The 21,600-nt window shown below is 36.1% G+C and carries 20 protein-coding genes; 5 read left to right on the forward strand and 15 right to left on the reverse strand.

Annotated features, from left to right (window positions below):
* The 4 genes from HXY53_05155 (at nt 1) to nth (ending at nt 3,370) form a co-directional block, all read left to right on the forward strand.
* Entirely contained in the window at nt 1-237 is a 237-nt protein-coding gene (locus tag HXY53_05155; protein ID NWF75948.1) for an NIL domain-containing protein, read from the forward strand.
* An 86-nt stretch (nt 238-323) separates the two neighbouring features.
* The gene (locus tag HXY53_05160) at nt 324-1,415 is read left to right on the forward strand and encodes a threonine synthase (GenBank protein ID NWF75949.1); all 1,092 of its coding nucleotides are present in this window, start codon (nt 324-326) and stop codon (nt 1,413-1,415) included.
* Complete coding sequence (locus HXY53_05165; protein ID NWF75950.1) at nt 1,412-2,620, forward strand: cofactor-independent phosphoglycerate mutase; 1,209 nt, start codon at nt 1,412-1,414, stop codon at nt 2,618-2,620. Before HXY53_05160 ends, HXY53_05165 begins: the two co-directional genes overlap by 4 nt.
* A gap of 117 nt (nt 2,621-2,737) precedes the next feature.
* Nucleotides 2,738-3,370 carry an endonuclease III gene (nth, locus tag HXY53_05170; protein ID NWF75951.1) on the forward strand — a complete coding sequence of 211 codons (633 nt, stop codon included), beginning with the start codon at nt 2,738-2,740 and terminating at the stop codon, nt 3,368-3,370.
* On the opposite strand, the gene HXY53_05175 is transcribed toward nth, so the two are convergent.
* The 15 genes from HXY53_05175 to HXY53_05245 form a co-directional block, all read right to left on the reverse strand.
* Entirely contained in the window at nt 3,356-3,655 is a 300-nt protein-coding gene (locus tag HXY53_05175; GenBank protein ID NWF75952.1) for a hypothetical protein, read from the reverse strand. The two genes, nth and HXY53_05175, sit on opposite strands and share 15 nt — an antisense overlap.
* Complete coding sequence (locus HXY53_05180; GenBank protein NWF75953.1) at nt 3,568-3,858, reverse strand: LysR family transcriptional regulator; 291 nt, start codon at nt 3,856-3,858, stop codon at nt 3,568-3,570. The genes HXY53_05175 and HXY53_05180 overlap by 88 nt, the downstream gene beginning before the upstream one ends.
* Before the next feature lie 415 nt (nt 3,859-4,273).
* Nucleotides 4,274-4,978: a hypothetical protein gene (locus HXY53_05185; GenBank protein ID NWF75954.1), complete on the reverse strand. Its 705-nt coding sequence runs from the start codon at nt 4,976-4,978 to the stop codon at nt 4,274-4,276.
* A 515-nt stretch (nt 4,979-5,493) separates the two neighbouring features.
* Nucleotides 5,494-5,829, reverse strand: a complete 336-nt coding sequence (locus tag HXY53_05190) for a hypothetical protein (protein NWF75955.1) — start codon at nt 5,827-5,829, stop codon at nt 5,494-5,496.
* A gap of 130 nt (nt 5,830-5,959) precedes the next feature.
* Complete coding sequence (locus HXY53_05195; protein NWF75956.1) at nt 5,960-7,126, reverse strand: ABC transporter permease; 1,167 nt, start codon at nt 7,124-7,126, stop codon at nt 5,960-5,962.
* A gap of 25 nt (nt 7,127-7,151) precedes the next feature.
* Nucleotides 7,152-8,309: an FtsX-like permease family protein gene (locus HXY53_05200; protein ID NWF75957.1), complete on the reverse strand. Its 1,158-nt coding sequence runs from the start codon at nt 8,307-8,309 to the stop codon at nt 7,152-7,154.
* Complete coding sequence (locus HXY53_05205) at nt 8,284-8,985, reverse strand: ABC transporter ATP-binding protein (GenBank protein ID NWF75958.1); 702 nt, start codon at nt 8,983-8,985, stop codon at nt 8,284-8,286. The genes HXY53_05200 and HXY53_05205 overlap by 26 nt, the downstream gene beginning before the upstream one ends.
* Nucleotides 8,985-10,202, reverse strand: coding sequence for an efflux RND transporter periplasmic adaptor subunit (locus HXY53_05210; protein ID NWF75959.1), 1,218 nt, complete (start codon nt 10,200-10,202; stop codon nt 8,985-8,987). Before HXY53_05210 ends, HXY53_05205 begins: the two co-directional genes overlap by 1 nt.
* A gap of 430 nt (nt 10,203-10,632) precedes the next feature.
* Nucleotides 10,633-11,250: a DUF1318 domain-containing protein gene (locus HXY53_05215; protein NWF75960.1), complete on the reverse strand. Its 618-nt coding sequence runs from the start codon at nt 11,248-11,250 to the stop codon at nt 10,633-10,635.
* A gap of 25 nt (nt 11,251-11,275) precedes the next feature.
* Entirely contained in the window at nt 11,276-14,497 is a 3,222-nt protein-coding gene (locus tag HXY53_05220; protein NWF75961.1) for an AsmA family protein, read from the reverse strand.
* Nucleotides 14,498-14,630: 133 nt separating this feature from the next.
* Complete coding sequence (locus tag HXY53_05225) at nt 14,631-15,482, reverse strand: 2-oxoacid:ferredoxin oxidoreductase subunit beta (protein ID NWF75962.1); 852 nt, start codon at nt 15,480-15,482, stop codon at nt 14,631-14,633.
* Nucleotides 15,460-17,187, reverse strand: coding sequence for a 2-oxoacid:acceptor oxidoreductase subunit alpha (locus HXY53_05230; GenBank protein ID NWF75963.1), 1,728 nt, complete (start codon nt 17,185-17,187; stop codon nt 15,460-15,462). Before HXY53_05230 ends, HXY53_05225 begins: the two co-directional genes overlap by 23 nt.
* Nucleotides 17,188-17,202: 15 nt before the next feature.
* A complete protein-coding gene (locus HXY53_05235) occupies nt 17,203-17,670 on the reverse strand; it encodes a ferritin family protein (protein NWF75964.1) in 468 nt (155 codons plus the stop codon).
* A gap of 44 nt (nt 17,671-17,714) precedes the next feature.
* Nucleotides 17,715-18,053, reverse strand: a complete 339-nt coding sequence (locus HXY53_05240) for a hypothetical protein (protein ID NWF75965.1) — start codon at nt 18,051-18,053, stop codon at nt 17,715-17,717.
* 6 nt (nt 18,054-18,059) lie between these two features.
* Nucleotides 18,060-20,249, reverse strand: coding sequence for a PAS domain S-box protein (locus tag HXY53_05245; protein ID NWF75966.1), 2,190 nt, complete (start codon nt 20,247-20,249; stop codon nt 18,060-18,062).
* 119 nt (nt 20,250-20,368) lie between these two features.
* Between HXY53_05245 and HXY53_05250 the strand changes: the two genes are divergently transcribed.
* Nucleotides 20,369-21,514, forward strand: coding sequence for a radical SAM protein (locus tag HXY53_05250; GenBank protein ID NWF75967.1), 1,146 nt, complete (start codon nt 20,369-20,371; stop codon nt 21,512-21,514).
* Nucleotides 21,515-21,600 lie beyond the last annotated feature (86 nt).

A 21,600-nucleotide genomic window follows, 5' to 3' on the forward strand; every position in this document is an offset into this window, starting at 1 on the left:
ATGAAACAAAGGGTTAAGTTGACTTTTCCTCAGCATCTTATTAAAGAACCTGTTATTTTTACCATGGCGAAAAAATATGACATCATGCCGAATATACGGCGGGCAAGAGTCACAGAAACTGTTGGCGAAATGGTTCTTGAACTTGATGGTTCAGAAGAAAATCTTAATAAGGGTATTCAATCACTGAAAGATCAAGGAATTATTGTCGAACTCGCAGAAGGCGATGTAATAGAATAAATTTAATACCCAAATCAACCGATAAGATGACAGAACCCTTATATCGCTTGAGCTGGGAAATACTTTAAATTAAATTCGGAGATTTTATGGAATTAGGAGAAAGTAATAGTAGTAGTATTTCATGGAGAGGTATTATTGAAGAGTATCGTGAATTTCTTCCAGTTACAGATAATACACCAATTGTAAGCCTCAGAGAAGGAAATACTCCTCTTATTAAAAGTCAGAACATCAAGAAAAAACTCGACCTCGATATTGAACTGTATTTCAAATTTGATGGTGCAAATCCTACAGGGTCTTTTAAGGACAGGGGCATGACTCTCGCAATTTCTAAAGCTATGGAGAATAAAGTCAGCGCTGTAATATGCGCCTCGACAGGAAATACTTCGGCTTCTGCTGCCGCATATGCTGCAAGGGCAAATATCAGAGCTATCGTCCTGATACCAGAAGGTAAAATTGCGCTCGGAAAACTTGTGCAGGCAATCGTTCACGGTGCTCACGTCCTTCAGGTCGATGGAAATTTTGATGTGGCCTTAAATATAGTCAAGTCACTTGTGGAAAAACATCCTATAACACTGGTAAATTCCATTAATCCATTCAGAATTGAAGGTCAGAAATCTGCTGCATTTGAGGTATGTGATCAACTTGGTTTTGTTCCAGAATATCATTCCCTGCCAGTTGGTAATGCAGGGAATATCACAGCATACTGGAAAGGTTATAATGAATATTATAAAGCTAAAAGAATTTCGTCGCTTCCAGTTATGCTTGGTTTCCAGGCAGCAGGAGCTGCACCTATTGTCCTCGGCAAGCCGGTTGAAAAACCCGAAACTGTTGCAACAGCAATAAGAATTGGTAATCCTGCAAGCTGGCAAGGTGCTGTAGCAGCACGGGATGAATCGGGAGGAAGAATTGACTCAGTAACTGACGATGAAATATTGAATGCATATAAATTAATTGCTTATGCAGAGGGAATTTTCTGTGAGCCTGCATCAGCAGCCTCTCTTGCAGGTGTGATAAAATTACACAAAGAAAATTACTTCAAACCCGGCGCTATTGTTGTATGCACATTAACAGGAAATGGCCTTAAGGACCCTGATACAGTATTTAAGGTAGCCAGGGAACCAATTAAGGTCAAAGCTGATTTAGGCACTGTAGAAAAAGCAATAGAAGGTATCATATGAAATACATAATTATTATTGGTGATGGGATGGCTGACAGACCGCTTAAAGAACTTAAGGGTAAAACCCCTCTGCAAAAAGCAAGGACTCCTAATATGGACAAACTTGCAAGGGAAGGTTTCATTGGCAGGATAAAAACTATACCTCATGGATTTCATCCGGGCTCTGATGTTGCTAATCTTAATATCCTCGGATATAATCCTGAAGAATTCTATTCAGGCAGAGCACCTTTAGAAGCACTTAGTATGGGTGTTAAACTTAAAGAAAATGATGTAGCATACAGATGTAATTTAGTTACACTTAAGTACAATAAAGATAAAACAAAAGCTGTAATGGAAGATTATAGCAGCGGCCATATTCCCACAGCAGAAGCAAAAGAACTTATCCAAGAAATCAATGAAAAATTAGGCTCTGAAAAGATCAGCTTTTATGCCGGTGTCAGCTACCGACATATTATGGTATGGTCTTCAGGCGCAGTGAATATTGAATGTACCCCTCCACATGACATTACTGGTAAAAATATTGCAGATTATCTTCCAGTTGGAGACCACGAAGAGTTCTTAAGAGAAATAATGTTAAAGGCGAGTGCCATACTTGGAGGACATCCTATTAACAGAAACCGTATAAGAAAAGGTGAAAAGCCTGCCAATGGTATATGGCTATGGGGACAGGGCAAAAGAAAAATCCTTCCAACTTTCATTGAAAAATATGGATTGAATGGCTCTCTCGTATCTGCTGTCGACCTTATCAAAGGTATTGGTATAAGTGCAGGATTTGAGATTCTCAATGTACCAGAAATTACCGGATATCTGGATACAAATTATTCAGGTAAGGCAGAGTCATCAATCAAAGCACTTCAAAAGGTTGACATTGCTTACATTCATGTAGAAGCACCTGATGAGGCAGGACATTCTGGCAATATTAAGGATAAGATTAAAGCAATAGAGGATTTTGACAAATTCGTTGTAGGTAATGTATTGAGGGGATTAAAATCTTTTACTGAATACAAAATATTGCTTTTGCCTGATCACGCTACCCCAATAGCAGTTAAAACCCATACTGACGAACCAGTGCCCTTTGTTATTTTTGATAGTCGGGTTAAAAGAACGAATAAGAATGTGTCTTTCGATGAATCTATATCTCAAAGAGACGGGATTCTCGTTTTTGAGGAAGGTTACAGGTTAATGGATTATTTTATAAAAGGTTAACCCGAATAATGCAGACATTGCTCGAAAATTTCTTTAAAAGGTACACTAAGGTATCGAAAAATAAATTTTCTCTCAACATCTGCATTATTCAATTGCATTTTCTGGATTAATGAAAATATGAATCCTGAAGAAAAGATAATTGAGATTTTAAATCGGCTGAAAAAGTCTTATCCGGAACCCAAAACTGCTCTCGCTTTCCGGACGCCGTTCGAACTCCTTGTTGCGACGATACTGTCGGCACAGGCAACAGATGTTCTTGTAAATAAAGTGACTGAAAAACTTTTCAGGAAATATAAAAAAGTGGATGATTATGCAAATACTTCGCTCGAAACTTTTCAGAAAGACATAAGTTCGGTCAATTTCTACAGGAACAAAGCAAAAAATATACAGGCTGCTGCAAAGATGATTATCGAGAAATTTAACGGAAAAGTTCCGAAGACAATGGAAGAACTGATAACACTTCCCGGAGTTGCACGCAAAACTGCAAACATCATCCTTTCAAATGCATATGGTATTCATGAAGGAATTGCTGTGGATACACATGTCAAAAGACTTTCACAGAGGCTTGGCCTTACAAAGAGCAATGACCCGGTTAAGATAGAGAATGACCTGATGCTTATTACACCAAAGGATGACTGGGGAAATCTTTCTCACCTTCTTATCTTTCACGGAAGAAAAATCTGCCAGGCAAAAAAACCGAATCATAAAGAATGCGTCCTTTACGACCTATGCCCTTCACGGAATATATAAATTAGTATTTTTGTATATAGAAATAATATGCTCTAAAAAAGTTTTATATGTTTTTGGGATATGACTTTCTTTATATATAGCTAAATAAAATTTATTTCTTATTGCGACTTCAGGTATTTTTATTTCTTTGAGCATTTTATGTTCCAGTTCATCGGTAACAACAATTTTTGGAAGGAAAGAAAATCCAAGACCTTCTTTTACTGCCTGCTTAACAGCATCGGTAGACCCAAAAAACCCTGCAACTTTAAGTTTTGCATATTTGCTGTTTTTTGAATGATGTCTAATGCATGAGGATAAAGCTGTTCAGCTTCTTTTGTTGGAATGATACTTCTCCCTAACCTATCAAAGAGATTACATCCTAATTCTTTTTCTAATTTTTTAATATGATCACTTATGGTTGGTTGTGTTAGTCCATATTCTTCTGACGCTTTAGAAAAACTTCTATTTTTGAATACAAGGACAAACAATTTGAGTTGAACAATTTTCATAAATTTATCACGTTACAGAAAATTATTACCTAAATCCAGTGATAAACAACGTAATACCTTGTTATATGTGTCATTGTGAGCACCTGAAAGGTGCGTGGCATTTTTTCTTAAACGACGAGATTCCTCACATCACAGGTTGTTTCAACGACAATAAGATCCGTCGTGCGCTTCCAGATTAATCTCCAGATCGCTCCACATTTTTGTATAATCCTTTGACATCTTAACCTCCTTTAAATAACTTTTTTATATGTTTAACATAAAATTTATATCTATTTAAAATAGATAATTTATATTTTTATGATATGAAGTATAGTTTTTCTGTATATAAATTATGTTAGAGCAGGGGCTCAACTGCAGAATAATTCGAAAAATTAAAATATCTGTCCATGAGGAGTTTTTTTATGATCCACGAATATCAAAACTTTTCATCTACCTCTTTCCTTAAGGGGCGGAATACAATCTCGAGATAAGTGGCAAATGCAATTTTAAAAAATTCTATTGCCCGTCTTCTGAGTTTCAAAAAATCATCAGGTTCAATCCCATATTTTTTTCTGATTTCTTCAAGTTCTTTATCATGGTTTGTTGTTTCTAAATCTTTAGCGACGCTTGGGCGTGCAGTAGCAAGGGTAAAGAGAAAGAGTTCCTTAACACCTTCAAAATAGTCCTCTTTCCGTTCTGCATAGTGCGTAAGGCTGTCACCCCAAAAATCAGTATTTTCGATCTCTTTTTCGACACCTTCGCGGAAATTGTCGGATATGACTAGAGAATCGAGCATACCGTATATTTTCTGGAGAATCGGATCTATAATAGCATTATTTTCTGCCATGGGAAAAACCAACTCAGACAATACATCTTGAAACTCGATATGGCGTTGACGACATTCGTAATCCAAGATCCTGCCAAGCTTTTCCATACGACTTTCATCATCTTTTATTTCCTCGGGATGTATCACAGGAAGATTTGCTTTTTCTTTGATAAAACGGGAAATCAAAAAACCAGCCATCATCGACACGATATACAAAAGCCCTTGAACCTCATCGATCATCATACCTCGCTTCTCTATGAATGCTTGAATCTTCATCCACATTGGATGTCTTTTAATTTCCTCATTAAATTCCATGTTAAATCTTCTCCTTATTTGCCAAGATTTCTTTTGCTGTCATGTACTTAACGACTTTGCGCTCGGACTCGGCCAAGTTAATCATGGTTGTTTTCTTCTCTAAAGCATCATCTTTATTTACAGCATTAAAAAATTCATTTTAAGCTCTCTCTATGTTTTTAGACAACATACAATTTACCCATTGCCTATAGAATTTCATTTGTACTCAGCAAAATTATAGCAAGTTTAAGGGAGGAGAGTTACAGGAAGCAATCCAAAAGGGATTGAAAATCCTAAATCTTTTGTGTTAATTTCATCGAATCCTCCGCTATCAGCAACTTAGATTAAAAAGGAAGTATACATTTTTTCATCTTTATAGAGATCTTCCCAAAACCTCTTTTCCTGTGGGAATAATTGAATAAACTTATTGTATATGGAGGCAACAGCATCCTCCATAACAAGACACCGGTTTATTAATTGATATATCTACATAATAAACTTCTAAATGTATCACCCCGCCCCATTTTTCGGAAATTTCATTCATTGCTTATTGGGCCTTCAGAAAAATATATCCTGTCAAAAGTACGATTGAGGGTTTTACTCCTAAAATTTACCATCTCGATCCCGGGCTTGAAAGATATATCTTCTCCTAAAACTACTTTCATTTTATAAACTGCCACCCATGTTTTTTTATTGTTTTTCTCAAGACATACATAAGTGTATCTGCCACTATCCATTGTTTCAATTACCTTCCCCGATAATGAAGATTTATCTTTTATACTTTCAGTTGATTGATCAGCGAAAATACCTCGATCTTTGCTTTGAAACAAAAGTATTAACATCATAATTGATATTATTGTAAAACGTTTCATTTTCTCCCCTTGCCAGTTATCTTTATCTTAACTATTACTGGCCCTTTCTTATAAAATTTGTTTGCTACTGGATTTATTTTAATTTAAAACATTTCTAAAAATAAAACAATACTTCGAATTGGAGATACTTTTATCTTGCCCTCAATGCTTCGACAATATTCATACGAGAAGCTCTGACTGCTGGTAACAAACCACCAACAAACCCCATAAAGAGAGAGAAAATAATTGCCTGATAGATAATCTCAATTGTGAGAGAAAAAGAGAAAGCAATTTCAGAAAAGGTCTGAAAGTTCAATGTTGACACAGTAAAAAGTTGGAGAAAAGAAGCAAAGAATAGTCCTGTGATGCCGCCAATAAAACCAAGAAATAGTGATTCAAGGAGAAAGGCTATTAATATATTTCTTCGCTGAAAACCAAGTGCTCGTAGCGTGCCTATTTCAAAAACACGATTGGCAACTGCAGAATACATGGTAATCATTGCTCCAATTATTGCACCAAGAGAAAATATGATAGTAAGTGTCAGTCCAAGGATGCGTAGAAATTTTGCCATCATCTCTGACTGTTTTCTGTAGTATTCTGGTTCACGCATAGCCTCAACTGTAAGTCGTGGATTATTCTCAATCCGTGATTTAACTTCACAGAATTTTGAAGGTTCGTGCAATCTAAATATCATCGACGAATAAGCAGGCCTTCTGAAAGACTGCATAAACTGAATAACGTCCCCCCATATTTCTGAATTAAAGCTTGTATTTCCTGCATCAAAAATTCCAACTACTGTCCAATCCCTCATGGCAAAACGGATGGTTTCTCCTATTCCGCCCCCGTGAAACCGTCTTGCTATGCTTAAGCCTGCAATAATCTCTGATGAGCCAGGTCTTGGCATCCTTCCCTCTATTAGCTTTACCTGAGGACGAAGAACCATGGATTGCTCCTCTACTCCGCGTATTACAACATTTGAGGGTTTGTCTGTTCCTCTTTTGGGAAGCACAATCAGAACTACCAGTTCTTTAGCAACCATCCGTTTCCCATCTTTACCAATAGCAATTTCTGGCTGCATCTCGATTATTGATGCCTGCAACCGATCTACTCCACTTTGCACTTCCGAACCTGCTGCCTTTCTTATTACCACAACATTATCATATGAACCTGTCTCTATTAAAGTCTTCTGAAGACCCTCTGCAAGCATTAAAACTGCTGAAAAAACAAATACAACTAAAGCCATTCCAGAGGCAGTCAAAGCAGTTGTAAGCCTCCGTGTCCACAGGTTACGTAAATTATATATAAAAGGTATTTTCACTTTATCTTTTTGTCATCTTTAAATTCTATCCTATCCTTCTCAATCCATCGGCTATCTTTATATTGATCGCTCTCCAGGTAGGAAAGATTGCAGCAATAGAACCGACGAAGAATGCAGCGATTATATCCATATAAATAGTTTCCCTTTCAATATTAAACACAGGGAAGTAAGCACTCAATTGTTTACTGAAAATCTTTGCTGCAGGAAAAGTTAGAATAATTCCGAACACTGCACCGAGCATTGTGATAAACAGAGATTCCCCGAATATAAGGCCAGAAATATGCAAACCACCAAAGCCAAGAGTCTTGAAAATTGCATATTCACCTATTCGCTCACGTGCGGTCATTATCATCGTATTTGCAACAACAGCCAGAATGATAAAAATAATAACAAATGATACTAACTGTATAGCCATTACAATTGCCTCTGTCATTGAAATAAAACTTAAAGTAAATGCCTTTTCTGTTTCAGTAAGTGTTTCTGCAATAGAGTTTTTAAAAGTACTATCTACCTTTAAAGAAACTTCAGCAGCAAGATTTGGATTTTTAATCTCAATCATATACCATCCTACCTGGTCTGCCCATAACCTTTTGGCTTTTTTAAGTGATTCATTCAGATATTCCCAATGGAAGAAAAAGGCTGTTTCATCCACATTTTGATCTCTTCCCTTATAAATGCCTCTTAATACAAAATCCCAGTTTCCCGGGAAAATAGATCCTTTAAGAGTTATAGTATCTCCAATCTTCCAACCATATCGTTCTGCTAATTTACGGCCGGCAACTGCTGCTTTTCTGTCCCTGAAAAGATTCTCCTTCTGATCAGCAGGCAATATAATCTCAGGGAACATTTCAAGATATGTTTTAGGTTCAACTGCATAGTTTGCAAAAAAATGTTTCTCATCTATATAAATACCTCCGAACCATGTGCCATAAGAAACTCTTTTTACCCCTTCAATCTGTCTTATTTTCTCCTTATATGAAAGCGGCAGAGGAAAAACCAATGATACAGCATTTCTCGTTACAAGACGACTTGCTGATGCTGTTTTTACACCTAAATACCAAGTGTCGATTACTGTTCTCAGAAGTCCGAATGCAAGTATAGCGATAGCGACTCCCATTATAGTCAGCAGAGTGCGTAGCTTGTGACGGAATGCATTTTTAAAAATTAACTTGAAAACTTGCATTTAAAACACCTTTATCAAGATGCATTATTATATGTGCTTTTTTAGCTGCCCTTGGATCATGTGTAACCATGATAATGGTTTTCCCAAGTTCATGAACAAGGCGTTCCATGAGCTCGAGAACATCATTTGCAGAAATCCTGTCAAGGTCTCCGGTTGGTTCATCAGCAACGAGTATTATAGGATCTGTTACAATGGCACGAGCAATAGCAACCCTCTGCTGCTGACCTCCTGACAATTGTCCGGGATAATGTTCCATCCTGTCTGCAAGATTAACTATATTAAGAGCAGTTTCTACATGTATCCGGCGTTCCTTTTTTGAAAGACCTGTTAAGAGCAAAGGCAACTCAACATTTTCAAAAGCGGTAAGCACCGGGATCAGATTATAGAACTGGAATATGAAACCTACATTTGATGATCGCCATGTTGCAAGTTCGGTCTCAGTAAGTTGAGTAATATCAATTCCTTTGATCTTTATTATTCCGCTGTCAACCTTATCGATCCCTGCAATAAGATTTAAAAGCGTTGTCTTGCCTGAACCCGAAGGCCCCATCAAAGCAAGGAATTCACCCTCTTCAATATCAAGTGATATATCATTTAATACCTGTAGAATCTGATTCCCTCTGCGATATGACTTGAAGACATTTTTTATCTCAAGAATTATATTTCTGTTAGTCATTACTCTTCTTTTATCTTTATCCTTAAACCGTCCCTCATTTTATTCAGTGGTCTCAGCACAACCCTGTCACCTGCCTTAACTCCATTCAAAATTTCTGTCATTTCATCATACTTCGATCCAATATTTATAGAGGTCTTCTTAACTCTATCTTCAATGACAAGATACACATAACTCTTACCATTTATTGTTATGACAGCATCTTTATTAATAGCTGTAAAAGGTTTCTGTTCTTCTAACTTGACTTCTCTGGATAGAAAAGCCACCTTAGCGCTCATTTCTGGCAAAATACGTTTATCTCTGTCAATAAAACTAACTTTCACAAGCACAGTTGCTTTTGTGCGGTCAGCAGTGGGCACTATCATATGCACTTTTCCCCTGAAACGTGAATCAGGCAGAGCATCAAGTTGAATCTCACAGGGCTGTCCAATTTTTACGTTCTGAATATTTGACTCTGATACGTCAACTTCTACCTGAAGTGAATTCATGTCAGCTATTGTCACCACAGCAGCCTTTGCATTCGCAGCCGCACTGAAAGGGCTGACAATATCTCCAATATCTGCATTTTTTGTTAGAACAACGGCATCGAAAGGTGCTCTAATAAAGGTATAATCAAGTGATACCCTGGCTACCTCAAGAGCTGCTGTAGCTGCCTTTACTGAAGCTTCTGAAGCTTCAACCAATGCAAGCGCCTTCTTGTAACGGGCTTCTGCTGCATCATACTCTGACCTTGAAACAAAATCCTGCTCCAAAAGATTTTTGATTCTATTGAAATATAGACTGGCATCAGTAAGCTCAGCTTTTGCCTGTTCAAGATTATGATGTGCTACTTTCATATTAGCTTCTGCCTGTCGCTTAGAAGCAAACACATCTTCGTTTTCGAGTTGAGCAATAATTTCACCTGTTCTGACTCTACTTCCTTCTTCTACAGAGATTGACACCAGACGACCTGTCACTTTTGATGCAACTGCTGCTTTACGTTGAGCAACAACATATCCACTGGCATTCAAAACTGTAAATGTTTGTGAAGGATAAAGTTGTGTTACATTTGTAACTTCAACATCAACAGAAGGTGTCAAGAAACCTGTTAGGTAAAGGGTTATAATAACAGCAATTAGAATGAACCCTGCCATCCAATATATTAACTTCTTATGTCTTTTCGGACGGTAGGTTACAGCAGATTTATCAATCTTTAACTGAGACAGATCTTCATTTGCCATTTATGTCTCCTTTAAGGAAATTTATATAATTACTTTAATTTTTATTATAATATTTTACAATTAATGCTATTTTTTTATTTTATGATAATTGATAATTATGGAATGGCCTGTGCTGAGGATATCTAATCCTCAGAGGTCATGATGATAAACTAAATGAAATTCTAATAATGCAGATGTGTGAAAAAATTTATTTTTCGATACCTTAGTTTACCTATAAATAATGGTTTTATGAATACTTTTACCCATATAACATATACACCTCATTGCAACCTCGGACTTGATTCAGTAGAAGCAACCCAATCTTTAGCATTGAGATTGCCACGCCCTGAAAGCGTTCGGGGCTCGCAACGACAACTTAAATAAGAACTTTCTCATCTAATCACTAAATTTGAAAATAACTATTAAGGATTTTGAATAGATTCTTTTAAGACTATTTTTTATCCCAATTGCCATTTGCATCCTGTATCCACCATCCTTTTTTTGCCTTGTCACGTCTAAGTGCAGCAAATTGCTCGACAGCTAAAGGCATGGCCTTTTTCATAGTCTCTTCATTTTCTCTATCCCTGTTAACCCTGATAATTGCCTTTGCCATTCCATTCATAACTGTCTTCCTATTTTCATTCTCCATATTAACAAGCTTTTTGTCTTGAGGGCTCAATTTGCCCTCTCTTTCTATTAGTAATCCATTATTCCCCTCACCAACAACTCCGCTGTCCCTGAGTCTATCAATCTCCGGAAGCCTTTTCCCCATTTCATTATATGCATTAACTACATCCGGCATTTTCTTAACAATCTCTGATACTTTATCTGCAAGTCCGGACTCCTGTGCATTAGCAGTTGCAATAAATTCAAAACGAATCGAACTTTGTGGTTTCTCCTCTGGCTTTCCGATATTTTCTTCCTGATCTGTTTTCATCAGCTCTTTTTCAAGATTTTTGTATGCCTCCTGAACATCTTTTTCAGGGAAGTAAATATTAACTGTTATCGCAACACATGATGTTATTATAAAAATCAGTGCCACCAGTAGATATTTAGTCCTTGTTTTCATAGTTAAAACCTCCTTTAATAAAATATTAATCTTTCTCTTTTTTTGCTCTATTCGCTGCCTCTGTTATTGTCCACATAAGATCATCTATTGCTATCCTGTTATTAAAAGGAGCAACCTTTATCAAAAGATCGGTAAAACCGAAAAAGTTTTTATTAGAGATTTCTAATTCATGAAATATCAGAAATCCATTCTGCACATAAAGATTCATAAACCCTTTATCAAAATCTCTGTCCCCGAGATAGGTTTTTATAGACTGTCCACCAACCTTTTTTAAGAATTCTCTGCTAAGTTTTGTCGATTCTCCTTTAGCACTGTATGTCCAGAAATCTGTCTTGCCGAGTATTGTCGATATCCCTCCATTCGTCCCTTTCAGATGTATAAAGCCATCAAGCATTCCTGACAGGTAACCGCGAATCGGTTTTATTTCCTCGCATAATGTTGAAAGTCTGAGACCTTTTAAAATTGAACCTACTTTATAATTATAACCATTTGAGATATCAAAAACAGCAGTACCATACATTTTCCCACCAAAAACATCGGCACTGAATCGTTCAACATTGAAAATATTGCCCTCCTGCTTCACCCATAGAGTGAGGTTATCTAACAATTTAAACCCATATATCAAAGAACCAATTGTTATTTTACTATATGCAGAGTCATCAATCCCACGAGAAAAATATTTTTTAAGATTGTTAAATTCTGAACGTTCGAACAATGGCATATCCTTAACAGCTTTTACACGTGGTTTTTTATATCCAATCGGAATAATACCGTTTACAGGACCAACATAATATTCCCTGTTTTCTCCTTCTAAAACAATGTTATTTAATTTTAATTTTCCATCCACTTGTAATGAAGATGCTGTATATTTAATAGAAAAAACAGATGAAAAACTTCCACCAAGTTCAGCATAAAGAAAACTGTCAGGGAATACTTCCCATAAAGTCTCTCTGACGTCTGTTAATTTTATCTCTGGATGGGTTATTTTCATCTCAAATAATCTGTCTTTTTTAAAAAAATTTTTTACTGATCCAGATATGTCTGCTGATATTCTTCCTTCAGAGGCCTTGATAATAAAACTTATATCTTCTCCTTTAAACTCACCATCACCTGTCATCGAGATATCTTTTAGTATGCTTTTAGTTTTTTTATCAAACACTTCAATTTTTTCTGCCTCCATTTTTGCCCTACCTTCTAAGACCCCAGCATTTTCTAATATTCCATCAAATATTAATCTCTTAAGGTTTCCTGACACCCTGTAAGGTAAGTCTATAATCTTCATGGTCTCTTCTGACATTTTGCCCAGGTCAATATCTTCTGTATATAATTCAATCTTTAATGGATAAAGACTTTTAGATATCCGTCCATCTGCCTTTAGTCTCACATTTCCATGCAAAACTTCAGCCTTCGAGATTTCAAGAGAAAAGATCTCGTTATTAAATTTCCCTCCACCTCTTATTGAAGCGGTATGAATACCATTAAACCAAAGGCCACCTATTGAAAAATTAGAAGTTCCTTTAATCAAATTGCTTATTCTCCTGATATCCAGATAAAGAGATGTATCCCTGATTTCTGCTTTTTTTACTGGATAGTAAGCATTTAATTTTTCTGTTTTTATTGTTGCTTCGACCTTCTTTCCTTTTTCCGGGAAATTTACAGTCACAAGCTCAGATGTTAATTTGAAATCTTTCCCATCAATATTTAAATTCTTCAAAGCAATATCTTCACCGCTATTCTTAATAATAAATCCTGTATGTAGTTGGGGTATTTTATATTTCCTGTACTGTACATTTCTTATATCAGCCAGGCCTTCTAATGAAAATTTCTTTTCTTTAAAATTCCCTTTTACATCCAACGTAAGACTCTCCATCTGAACTTTATTTTCTTTTTCAATATCTATTTCAACAGGCGATAGATTAATATAAGATATAAGAACTATATCCTTCAGATCTTCTTTTGCTTTAAACATAAAATTTGCATTTGCAGTTGTATTAAACTGATATCCTTTCAACCTGGATATTCTAACTATAGTCTCTGCTCTGGCGCTTATATTTTTTCCAGGCAAAAATATGAGCTTAGCATTGATTGCATCGATATCTGCATTTTTTGACTTAAAGACACCATCCCTGAGGTTAACTGTCCCGGATATTTCAGGAAAATGCTTTTTAATGCTTCCATGAATTAGAAGATTCTCAGATGTAATGATTCCGTTTAACTGCACATTCTTCATAAAATTGAATTTTGATAGGTCAAGCTTGTTTATTTTCGGCCATATGGTAAAGACGAAGTCATTTTCCATCCTTTTTATTTCACCTTTCAATGTAGTAGTAGCAATATGATTTGAGCTGATTGAGCAATCTTCAATTGAGAGCAGTTTTTCCGGCATGTTAAGGAAAGCACGCATGTTCAGCAGGATTTCCTTAGTGTCTCTTTTAAAGAAAGCAAACCCTGCTTTTTTAATACTTATATCAGATTTGATATTCAATCCTTTTGTGGTATCACCCCATGCATTCAAGTAAAAACTGGTTTTTGTATTTTCGGTATTTATTCCATATTTGTTAAAAATTTGTTTGAACAGCAATAGGTTTATATCTTTAGATAAAACAGAAATATTCAATCTTTTTGGTTCATCTTTCAGATATGCCCATCCTTCAAAACTTATCTTATTATCTTCGACAAATGATGAACTGCCTTTTATTGAGGTTTTTACTCCTGCATTTGAGGAAAGATTTTTTATGTGTATATTGATTTTTTCTGTCCTGAATACTTTATTGAAATCAAACGAACCTGATTTCAATTCGAGGTTGTCTATCTGATAAATAATTGTTGGTTTTCTCTTGAAAAAATTTCTCAGCTTTTCAGAAATATTAAGCCTTCCTTCCTTGTCCTTTACAAGAGTGAGTTCAGGGGAGTAGACTAAGATTCTTTTAAGATAGAATTTTTTATTAAAAAGCTCCCTGTATTTCATATTCAAATGGAGCTTTTTTATCCTGAGAAGTTCCCCTGAGCTGAAACCCACAGGGTTTTTCACTGAAATATTATATATGTCTATGCCTGTAAGGCTGAAGGACATATCACCAATGTCAACTTTCTGACCCATAAATGAAGTAGCTTCATCTTCCATTTTTGAAATGAGGGCTTTTTTAAAATCCTGATATTTAAGATAGGCAAGGGTAACAAAACAGATAGTAAGGACGAGAAGAACGAGAGAGATTATTTTTATTAATCTTTTTACTTTCAATGACATAATCTATATTACAACTCTTTGTGTTTAAAGGTATTTTCCCTGTTCTGCCTCCCTTGTAAAAAGAGTTTTAAACTATGAGAAGTCCTGGTTAATAAAATACCTTCTTCGGGTTAATAATAGTTTGATAAATATTTTAAAAGAATTCCTTCATTATATTATCTAACACTGACAGATCAACTGGCTGTTTGACTAATGGATTGTCTTTAATGATAGGTATTCTTTCCTCTAAAATCGGACGGCGGTTTTTATAGATTATACCTATAGGGATATGTTCTCCCCATTCAAGAGCCTTTTTAAAAGCTTCTATTCTGTTTTCAGGGTTGTATTCAGGCTCTATTTTATATATCCTTTGGTTATACCATTCATATGTATTAATTTTATTGAATGTCACACATGGTTGGAGAATATCTACAAGGGAAAAACCTTTGTGTTTAATTGCCTCTTTTATGATTTCTTTTAAATGCAGAGTATCACCTGCAAAACTTCTTGCTATAAAACTGCAGTCATTTGCAACCGCAATTGCTATAGGATTCAACTGTTCAGAAAAGACCCCGAAAGGCTGATTTTTAGTTATCATTCCTTCCAGACTTGTAGGGGATGCCTGACCTTTTGTAAGCCCGTAGATCTGGTTATCGTGCACAAAGAGTTTAACGTTTATGTTTCTTCTCATCGCATGTATAAAGTGGTTCCCACCCTCACCGTAACAGTCTCCGTCTCCTGCTACTGCTATGACAAGCATTTCATGATTTGCAAGCCTCATTCCCGTAGCAACCGGCAATGTCCTTCCATGAAGTCCGTTGAAAGTATTACATTTCAGATAGTGCGGGAATTTCCCTGCCTGTCCGATCCCTGATACAATCGTAAATTGATGAGGCTCAAGTCCAAGCTCGACCATTGCCTCTTTAAATGCTTTGAGGATGCCGAAGTTGCCACATCCCGGACACCATGCAGGTATCTGACCTTTATAATCTTCTAATACTGACATCTAACTCTCTTAAAAGTCCTTCAACAGTAAATGGCCTTCCGTCATATTTATTAATATGTGCCTTGAATTCATAGCCCATCTCTGCTTTCATAAGACGTGCAAATTGTCGAGTTGCATTCTGTTCAATACAAACGGTCATCTCTGCATTCTTCAGCAAAGTCAAATAATCAAATACTGTTGCAGGGAAAGGATAAATTTCACTAAAATGAAGCATCGCTATCTCTTTATTTTTCGAAAGAATATCGACCACCTCTTTCATGACTCCAAATGTAGAGCCCCATCCTGCAATAATCAGGCGGGGCTTACTGTCACCATAAAGCACAGGAGGACTAATATCTTTTCTTATATGAGGCAGTTTATTGAAAAGCCTTTTCTGCACCATCTTTATTCGCTTCTCTGCATCTTCTATAATATGACCATCCTCATCATGCTCATCGCTGTCTGTGACTATTAATGATTTAGAAACTCCAGGAACTCCGAGAGGCGACACCCCTGTTTCTGTAAAGGCATGCCTTTTGTAGTTGTTAAAATTTTTCAATTCTTCTTCTCTGAGTCTATAGTCTTTATAAAAAATTCTGCTCATATCAAAAGCATCGAAAGTCCATCCAGAATCAGCCAGATATTGGTCAAACAATATAAAGGCAGGAATCTGATATTTCTCAGCCATATCGAATGCTTTATTAGTAAGATAAAATGCCTGTTCAGGTGTTCCAGGGGCAAAAATAACACGGGGAAATTCCCCATGTGCAGCGTGGATTGTGAAAAGTAAATCAGACTGCTCTGTTCTCGTTGGAAGACCTGTAGCTGGAGCTGGTCTTTGCCCGAGTGCAATAACAACAGGGGTCTCAGTCATCCCAGCCAGAGATAGCCCTTCTACCATGAGAGCAAATCCTCCACCAGCAGTTCCGGTCATTGCTCTTACGCCTGCGAATGATGCACCTATGGCCATATTGATAGCTGCGATCTCATCCTCAGCCTGTTCAACAATAATCCCATACTCTTTCTCTTTTCCTGCAAGATAATTCATTATTCCTGTAGAAGGTGTCATAGGATATGCAGAATAAAATTTGCATCCAGATGCAATCGCACCGAGTCCTATAGCTTCAATACCATTTATAAGCATCTTCTTCCCTGATAAAGGTGCTGGTATAAGAGAACAATGGAGACAGTTTTTCACTGCATAGTCATATCCTGCTTGTGCTGATTTAATATTTGCATTAATGACCCCCTCACCTTTCTTTTTGAAAGTATCTTTTATGATCGCATTAAGGATATCGAGTTCCATCTTAAGCATTCCAAGGACAGCGCCGGTTGCAACAGTATTTGCCATAATCTTGCTGCTACCGTGCTCAATAGCAAGCTTTGTGAATGGGACATCAAGATAAAATCCCTTTCCTTCTCTTTTTACTTCTCCTATAGCAGATGAATCATTAATGATCTGGCCATTATCTACGACTTCAAAAGCATGCTGTTCTATACTTGCTCTATCGAGAGCAATGAGTATATGAACATTTTCGCTGATAGCAGTGACCGGGGTGTTTGAAATCCTTATCTGGTAGAAATTGTGACCTCCCCGTATTCTTGATTCATAATCCTGGCTGGTTAAGACATTGTATCCCGAACGTGAAAATACCTTTGCGAGTGTATCTCCAATGGTCTGGATACCCTGTCCTGCCTCACCGCCTATCTTGATTGAATAGTCCACTTTTATGTATTCGACTTAAACAAAGCTTTTTCTTAAATTATTCAACCAAACAATATGGCTTTTCTCTTCATTGATAATTTTATCCAGAATCTCTTTTTCCCCAGTTGTTTCTTTCAACGCATAATAATAAAGTAACGTCTCGCGTTCAAAACAGAGAGCAAAATCAATAGCCTCTCGTGCAGATTTTACATGTTCAAGTGAAGGCAGACATTTATCTTTTCCAAGAAAGAATTCAGAATCAATGATAGCTCTTAGATAAAGTTTGATCTCATCCCATCCTTCAGGCTCTTCGTCGTTTATCTTATTTAGCAAATCGGAAAAACTCCTACCATGTTTTGTCTCATGTGCTGCAAGTAACTCGAAGAGTTTTTTCAATTCGCTATTATCCTTGAATTTTTCTGCCATGAGTGTATAAAACTCATAACCTAACTTTTCTGTCTGAATAGCCTGTTCAACAACCTCTCTTATTGAAAATTTCACCATCGTATATCCTCCATTCAATTTATTCGTTAAAACTATATATATTTCTAAATTACATCTTTAATATCTTTAATAGAAATACTATGACTATCAATAAGGTAACCCAGAAGACTAAGACCTCCGCAAGGTTTTGCATCTGTCTTTTTCACAAAAAAGTCACAGTCTTCTTGAGAGAAGGGACAAATTGCACAGATAGTCTGAATTAATTCTTCATCTATTATACTGTCTGCCTTGTGCTGGAAATCTTTAAAATAAATCTCTATTCCTTTATTTATTAATCTCTCTATAATTGTAAAGCCAAAACATTCAAGTTCTTCATTCTTGTTAGGTTTATAATAATGACAGTAACGAAGACATATTGTCTTGTCTAAATCAATTGCTTTCATGTTTCTTCAAACCTGTTTAAACTGCTCGTTAATTTTTCCATTATCTTCAATTTTTAAAACAAGGCTGTTCCGCTCAGCAGATACTGATATTTTTACCTCATTTACAGTAGTATATTTAGCAAGATTTAGCAGCGCATCCTGTATAAAATGATATGCAATATTTTCTGCCTCTGCAGGAAAAGGAATATCTAATCCCTCATGTTTAAAATTAACATTCACATTTGTCATTCTTGAATACTGGTTTAGATACCATTTAAAAGCAGAAATCAAACCAATTTTATCAAGCATTGGCTGGTATAGCTTTAGTGATATATCCTTAATATTACCAAGGAGATTTTCAATAATTGATAAAGCTTTGTTCAGATTTTCAGTAATATTTATGTGAGCCTGCGATTTCATTTCTTCTAAAGATACCTTAAGAACATTCAGATAACTACCAATTTTTTCATCGATTTCAGCAGATAGGGATTCCCTCTCTTTTTGCATTTCTAACCAATGTTCTGTCAGCGCTTGCAATCGCCTGGCATATTGCTGGATTGTTGCCTCATCAAGTTTATGATATGTTATGTCACGTATGATTTTTAGAGTAACATCCTTTCCTCTCACTCTGGCAAGAGATTGTGAAACTTCTACAGGAAATTTTGTACCATCTTTTTTTACAGCAAGAAACTCCACAGCCTCTTCAATAGATGCCCATTCCCAATATTTCCTGAATGGTTCAAGTCGGCTCTTTGTAACTTCAGGATATTCCTGTAATGAGAGCAACTGCTGAAAATCTTTACCAACAGCCTCATGCGTAGAGTAGCCAAACATATTTTCTGCTGCGGGATTCCAGAATAATATTTTCTGTTCATCATCTATTAGAATAATCGCATCCTTTGAAGCAAATGTGATCATATGTAACTTTTCTTCACTCTCTTTTAGGGCTTTTTCTGTTTGTTTATGTTCAAGTATTTCAACTTCGAGTTCTTCAATCAACGTTCTGAGTTGTGATGTTCTATCGATAACCCTCTGTTCAAGTTCCTTATTTAATTTTTCTATCTCTTCTGAGGCTTTCTTCAGTTCAGTAATGTCAATATTTATACCGAGTATGCGATCAGGCTCTCCGTTTTGATTACAGAAAATATTACATCTTGAACTGACCCAACGTATTGTTCGATCTGACGTTATTATTCTGAATTCAATGTCACAATCTTCTCTTTTTTCTCTCATAGTTCTCCATGTATTTTCAACAGAAGGTCGGTCATCAGGATGAATTGTCTCAAGCAGGCTTTTATAGTCTCCTTGAAAACCACGTGATCTCATGGAATAAAGATGTTCAAGTTCTTTTGAAAATGATATACGACCAGTAGGAATGTGCCATTCGAAAATCCCGACTTTCGCAGCCTTCTGTGCAAGATCAAGCCTCTCAATTTTCTCCTTTAAGATATGTTCCATCTGTTTTCTTTCAGTAATATCTGTTACGATTGCAAAACTACCTTTAAAATTATCACTTTTATCAAAAATAGCCCGTGGGGAGACAATAGCGCATATGGTATTTCCATCTTTATGTTGCCATGTAAGTTCATAAGGGCTATTTATATTTTCTTCTTGTTTCACAAACTGCTCATTGAATATCTTTTTGTTAAAATCATCGAGAAAATCACTTACAAGCCTCCCTTCTACTTCAGACCGAGATAAGCCGATCATTTCACATAGTTTATTATTCGCATAAGTAATAAATCTGTTTTCATCCACTACTATTAATCCTTCATTCATCATCTCAATTAGCATTTGGTAACGCTCTTTGCTCTTCCTGAGTGCTATTTCTGCTTCTTTAATCCTCATCATCGAATGAACACGTGCAATAAGCTCCTGACCAGAAATTGGGCGAACAATATATCCGTCAGCTCCTGTCTCAAACCCTTCTATCTGATTTTCAGAAGAAGTTCTCACTCCTGAAATAAGTATTACATATGTTCCAAAAAATTCTGGATTGCTCTTAATCTCTCTGCATATGGTGATTCCGCTAATATCTGGAAGGTTTACATCGAGTAATACTAAATCAGGCCTTTCTTCTTTCAGCCTGGCAAGGCATTCAGCACCTGTAATAGCTGAAACCACTTTATAACCCGCTAATTGTAAAATACTTGAATTAATATTTAACAGGTCTGGGTCATCATCTACACAGAGAATCTTCCCCTTAGTGTTAATCACTATCCTTTGCTCCAGTAGTTTCTTTCATTAGATACTAAAATATTCAGTTAAGTATATCATAAAAAGGTATGGAGTATATGAGAAACAATATTCATTATGATATAAAATATATATAACTTATGAAATTTTTTCTCGCTAAAGAGGCTCCTCTTAAATGGCTTGAAATACCTTCTGTGTATAACATAAAAAAAGATGACCTCTATGAGCTTGATGATGATTCCTTCACTTTTTTAATACAATGTGCCTCTGAAACTGGCTGCGACTCAGAATATACTGATTTTGTAATGTATTGTCTTAATGAGGGAATTTTAACAAGAGACAAAATAAAAATGAATTATCCACCTGTGATAAAATCTCTAATTCCTTCACTTCGGTATCTTGAATTGCAGATAACCAACAGATGCAACCTTAGGTGTAGGCATTGTTTTATTACAGAAGGAAAATATTCAGAACTTTCCATCACACAGATAAGAACCATCCTTAAAGAATTCGAGGAAATGCAAGGTTTGAGGGTAATGATATCCGGAGGTGAACCCCTAATTCACAGTTCATTCGAAGAAATAAATGAGATGCTTCCTGATTTTTTCATGCGAAAAGTATTATTCACAAATGGTTTATTATTTAATAAACAGATTTTAAAAAAACTTCATGTGGACGAAATCCAGATTAGTATAGATGGCCTTGAAACATCCCATGATTTATTGAGAGGAAAAGGCACTTACAAAAATACCCTTAAGGCTTTGAAAAATGCAATTGATTGCGGATTTGAAGTCTCTGTATCAACTATGGTTCATTCCGGAAATCTCAAAGATTTTCAGAAAATGGAGAAACTCTTTAAAAGCATGGGGATAAAGGACTGGACTGTTGACATCCCCTGTGTTACCGGTAGACTTAAAGAAAATCCTGATTTATTAGTCCCTCCTGAAATAGCTGGAAAATATTTCAGATATGGTTATGGAGAAGGACTCCATAAAGGGTCAACAGGATTTGCCTGTGGCTTACATTTGATGGGTATAACATCTGATGGTAGAGTTTCAAAATGCACATTTTTTTCTGAATATTCTGTTGGAACTATTGAAGAAGGATTAAGACAATGCTGGCAGAAAATAAAACCTATCAGACTTAATGAACTTAAATGTGATTGTGAACATATTGAATTATGTAGAGGAGGATGCAGATATAGAGCACTCCTTCTTGGAGACCTATATGGGAAAGACCTTTACAAATGTTTTTATTATGGTAAAATTAATAAATACAGGACATGAAGTCCTGTTTCCTCTTTGAAAGGAGGTGTACTTTATGACAATAAAAAAAGTACAAAAAGGTGTTTGTACCAATTGTAAATGTAAAA

Source organism: Nitrospirota bacterium, from assembly GCA_013388455.1.
GTDB lineage: Bacteria > Nitrospirota > Thermodesulfovibrionia > Thermodesulfovibrionales > SM23-35 > JACAFF01.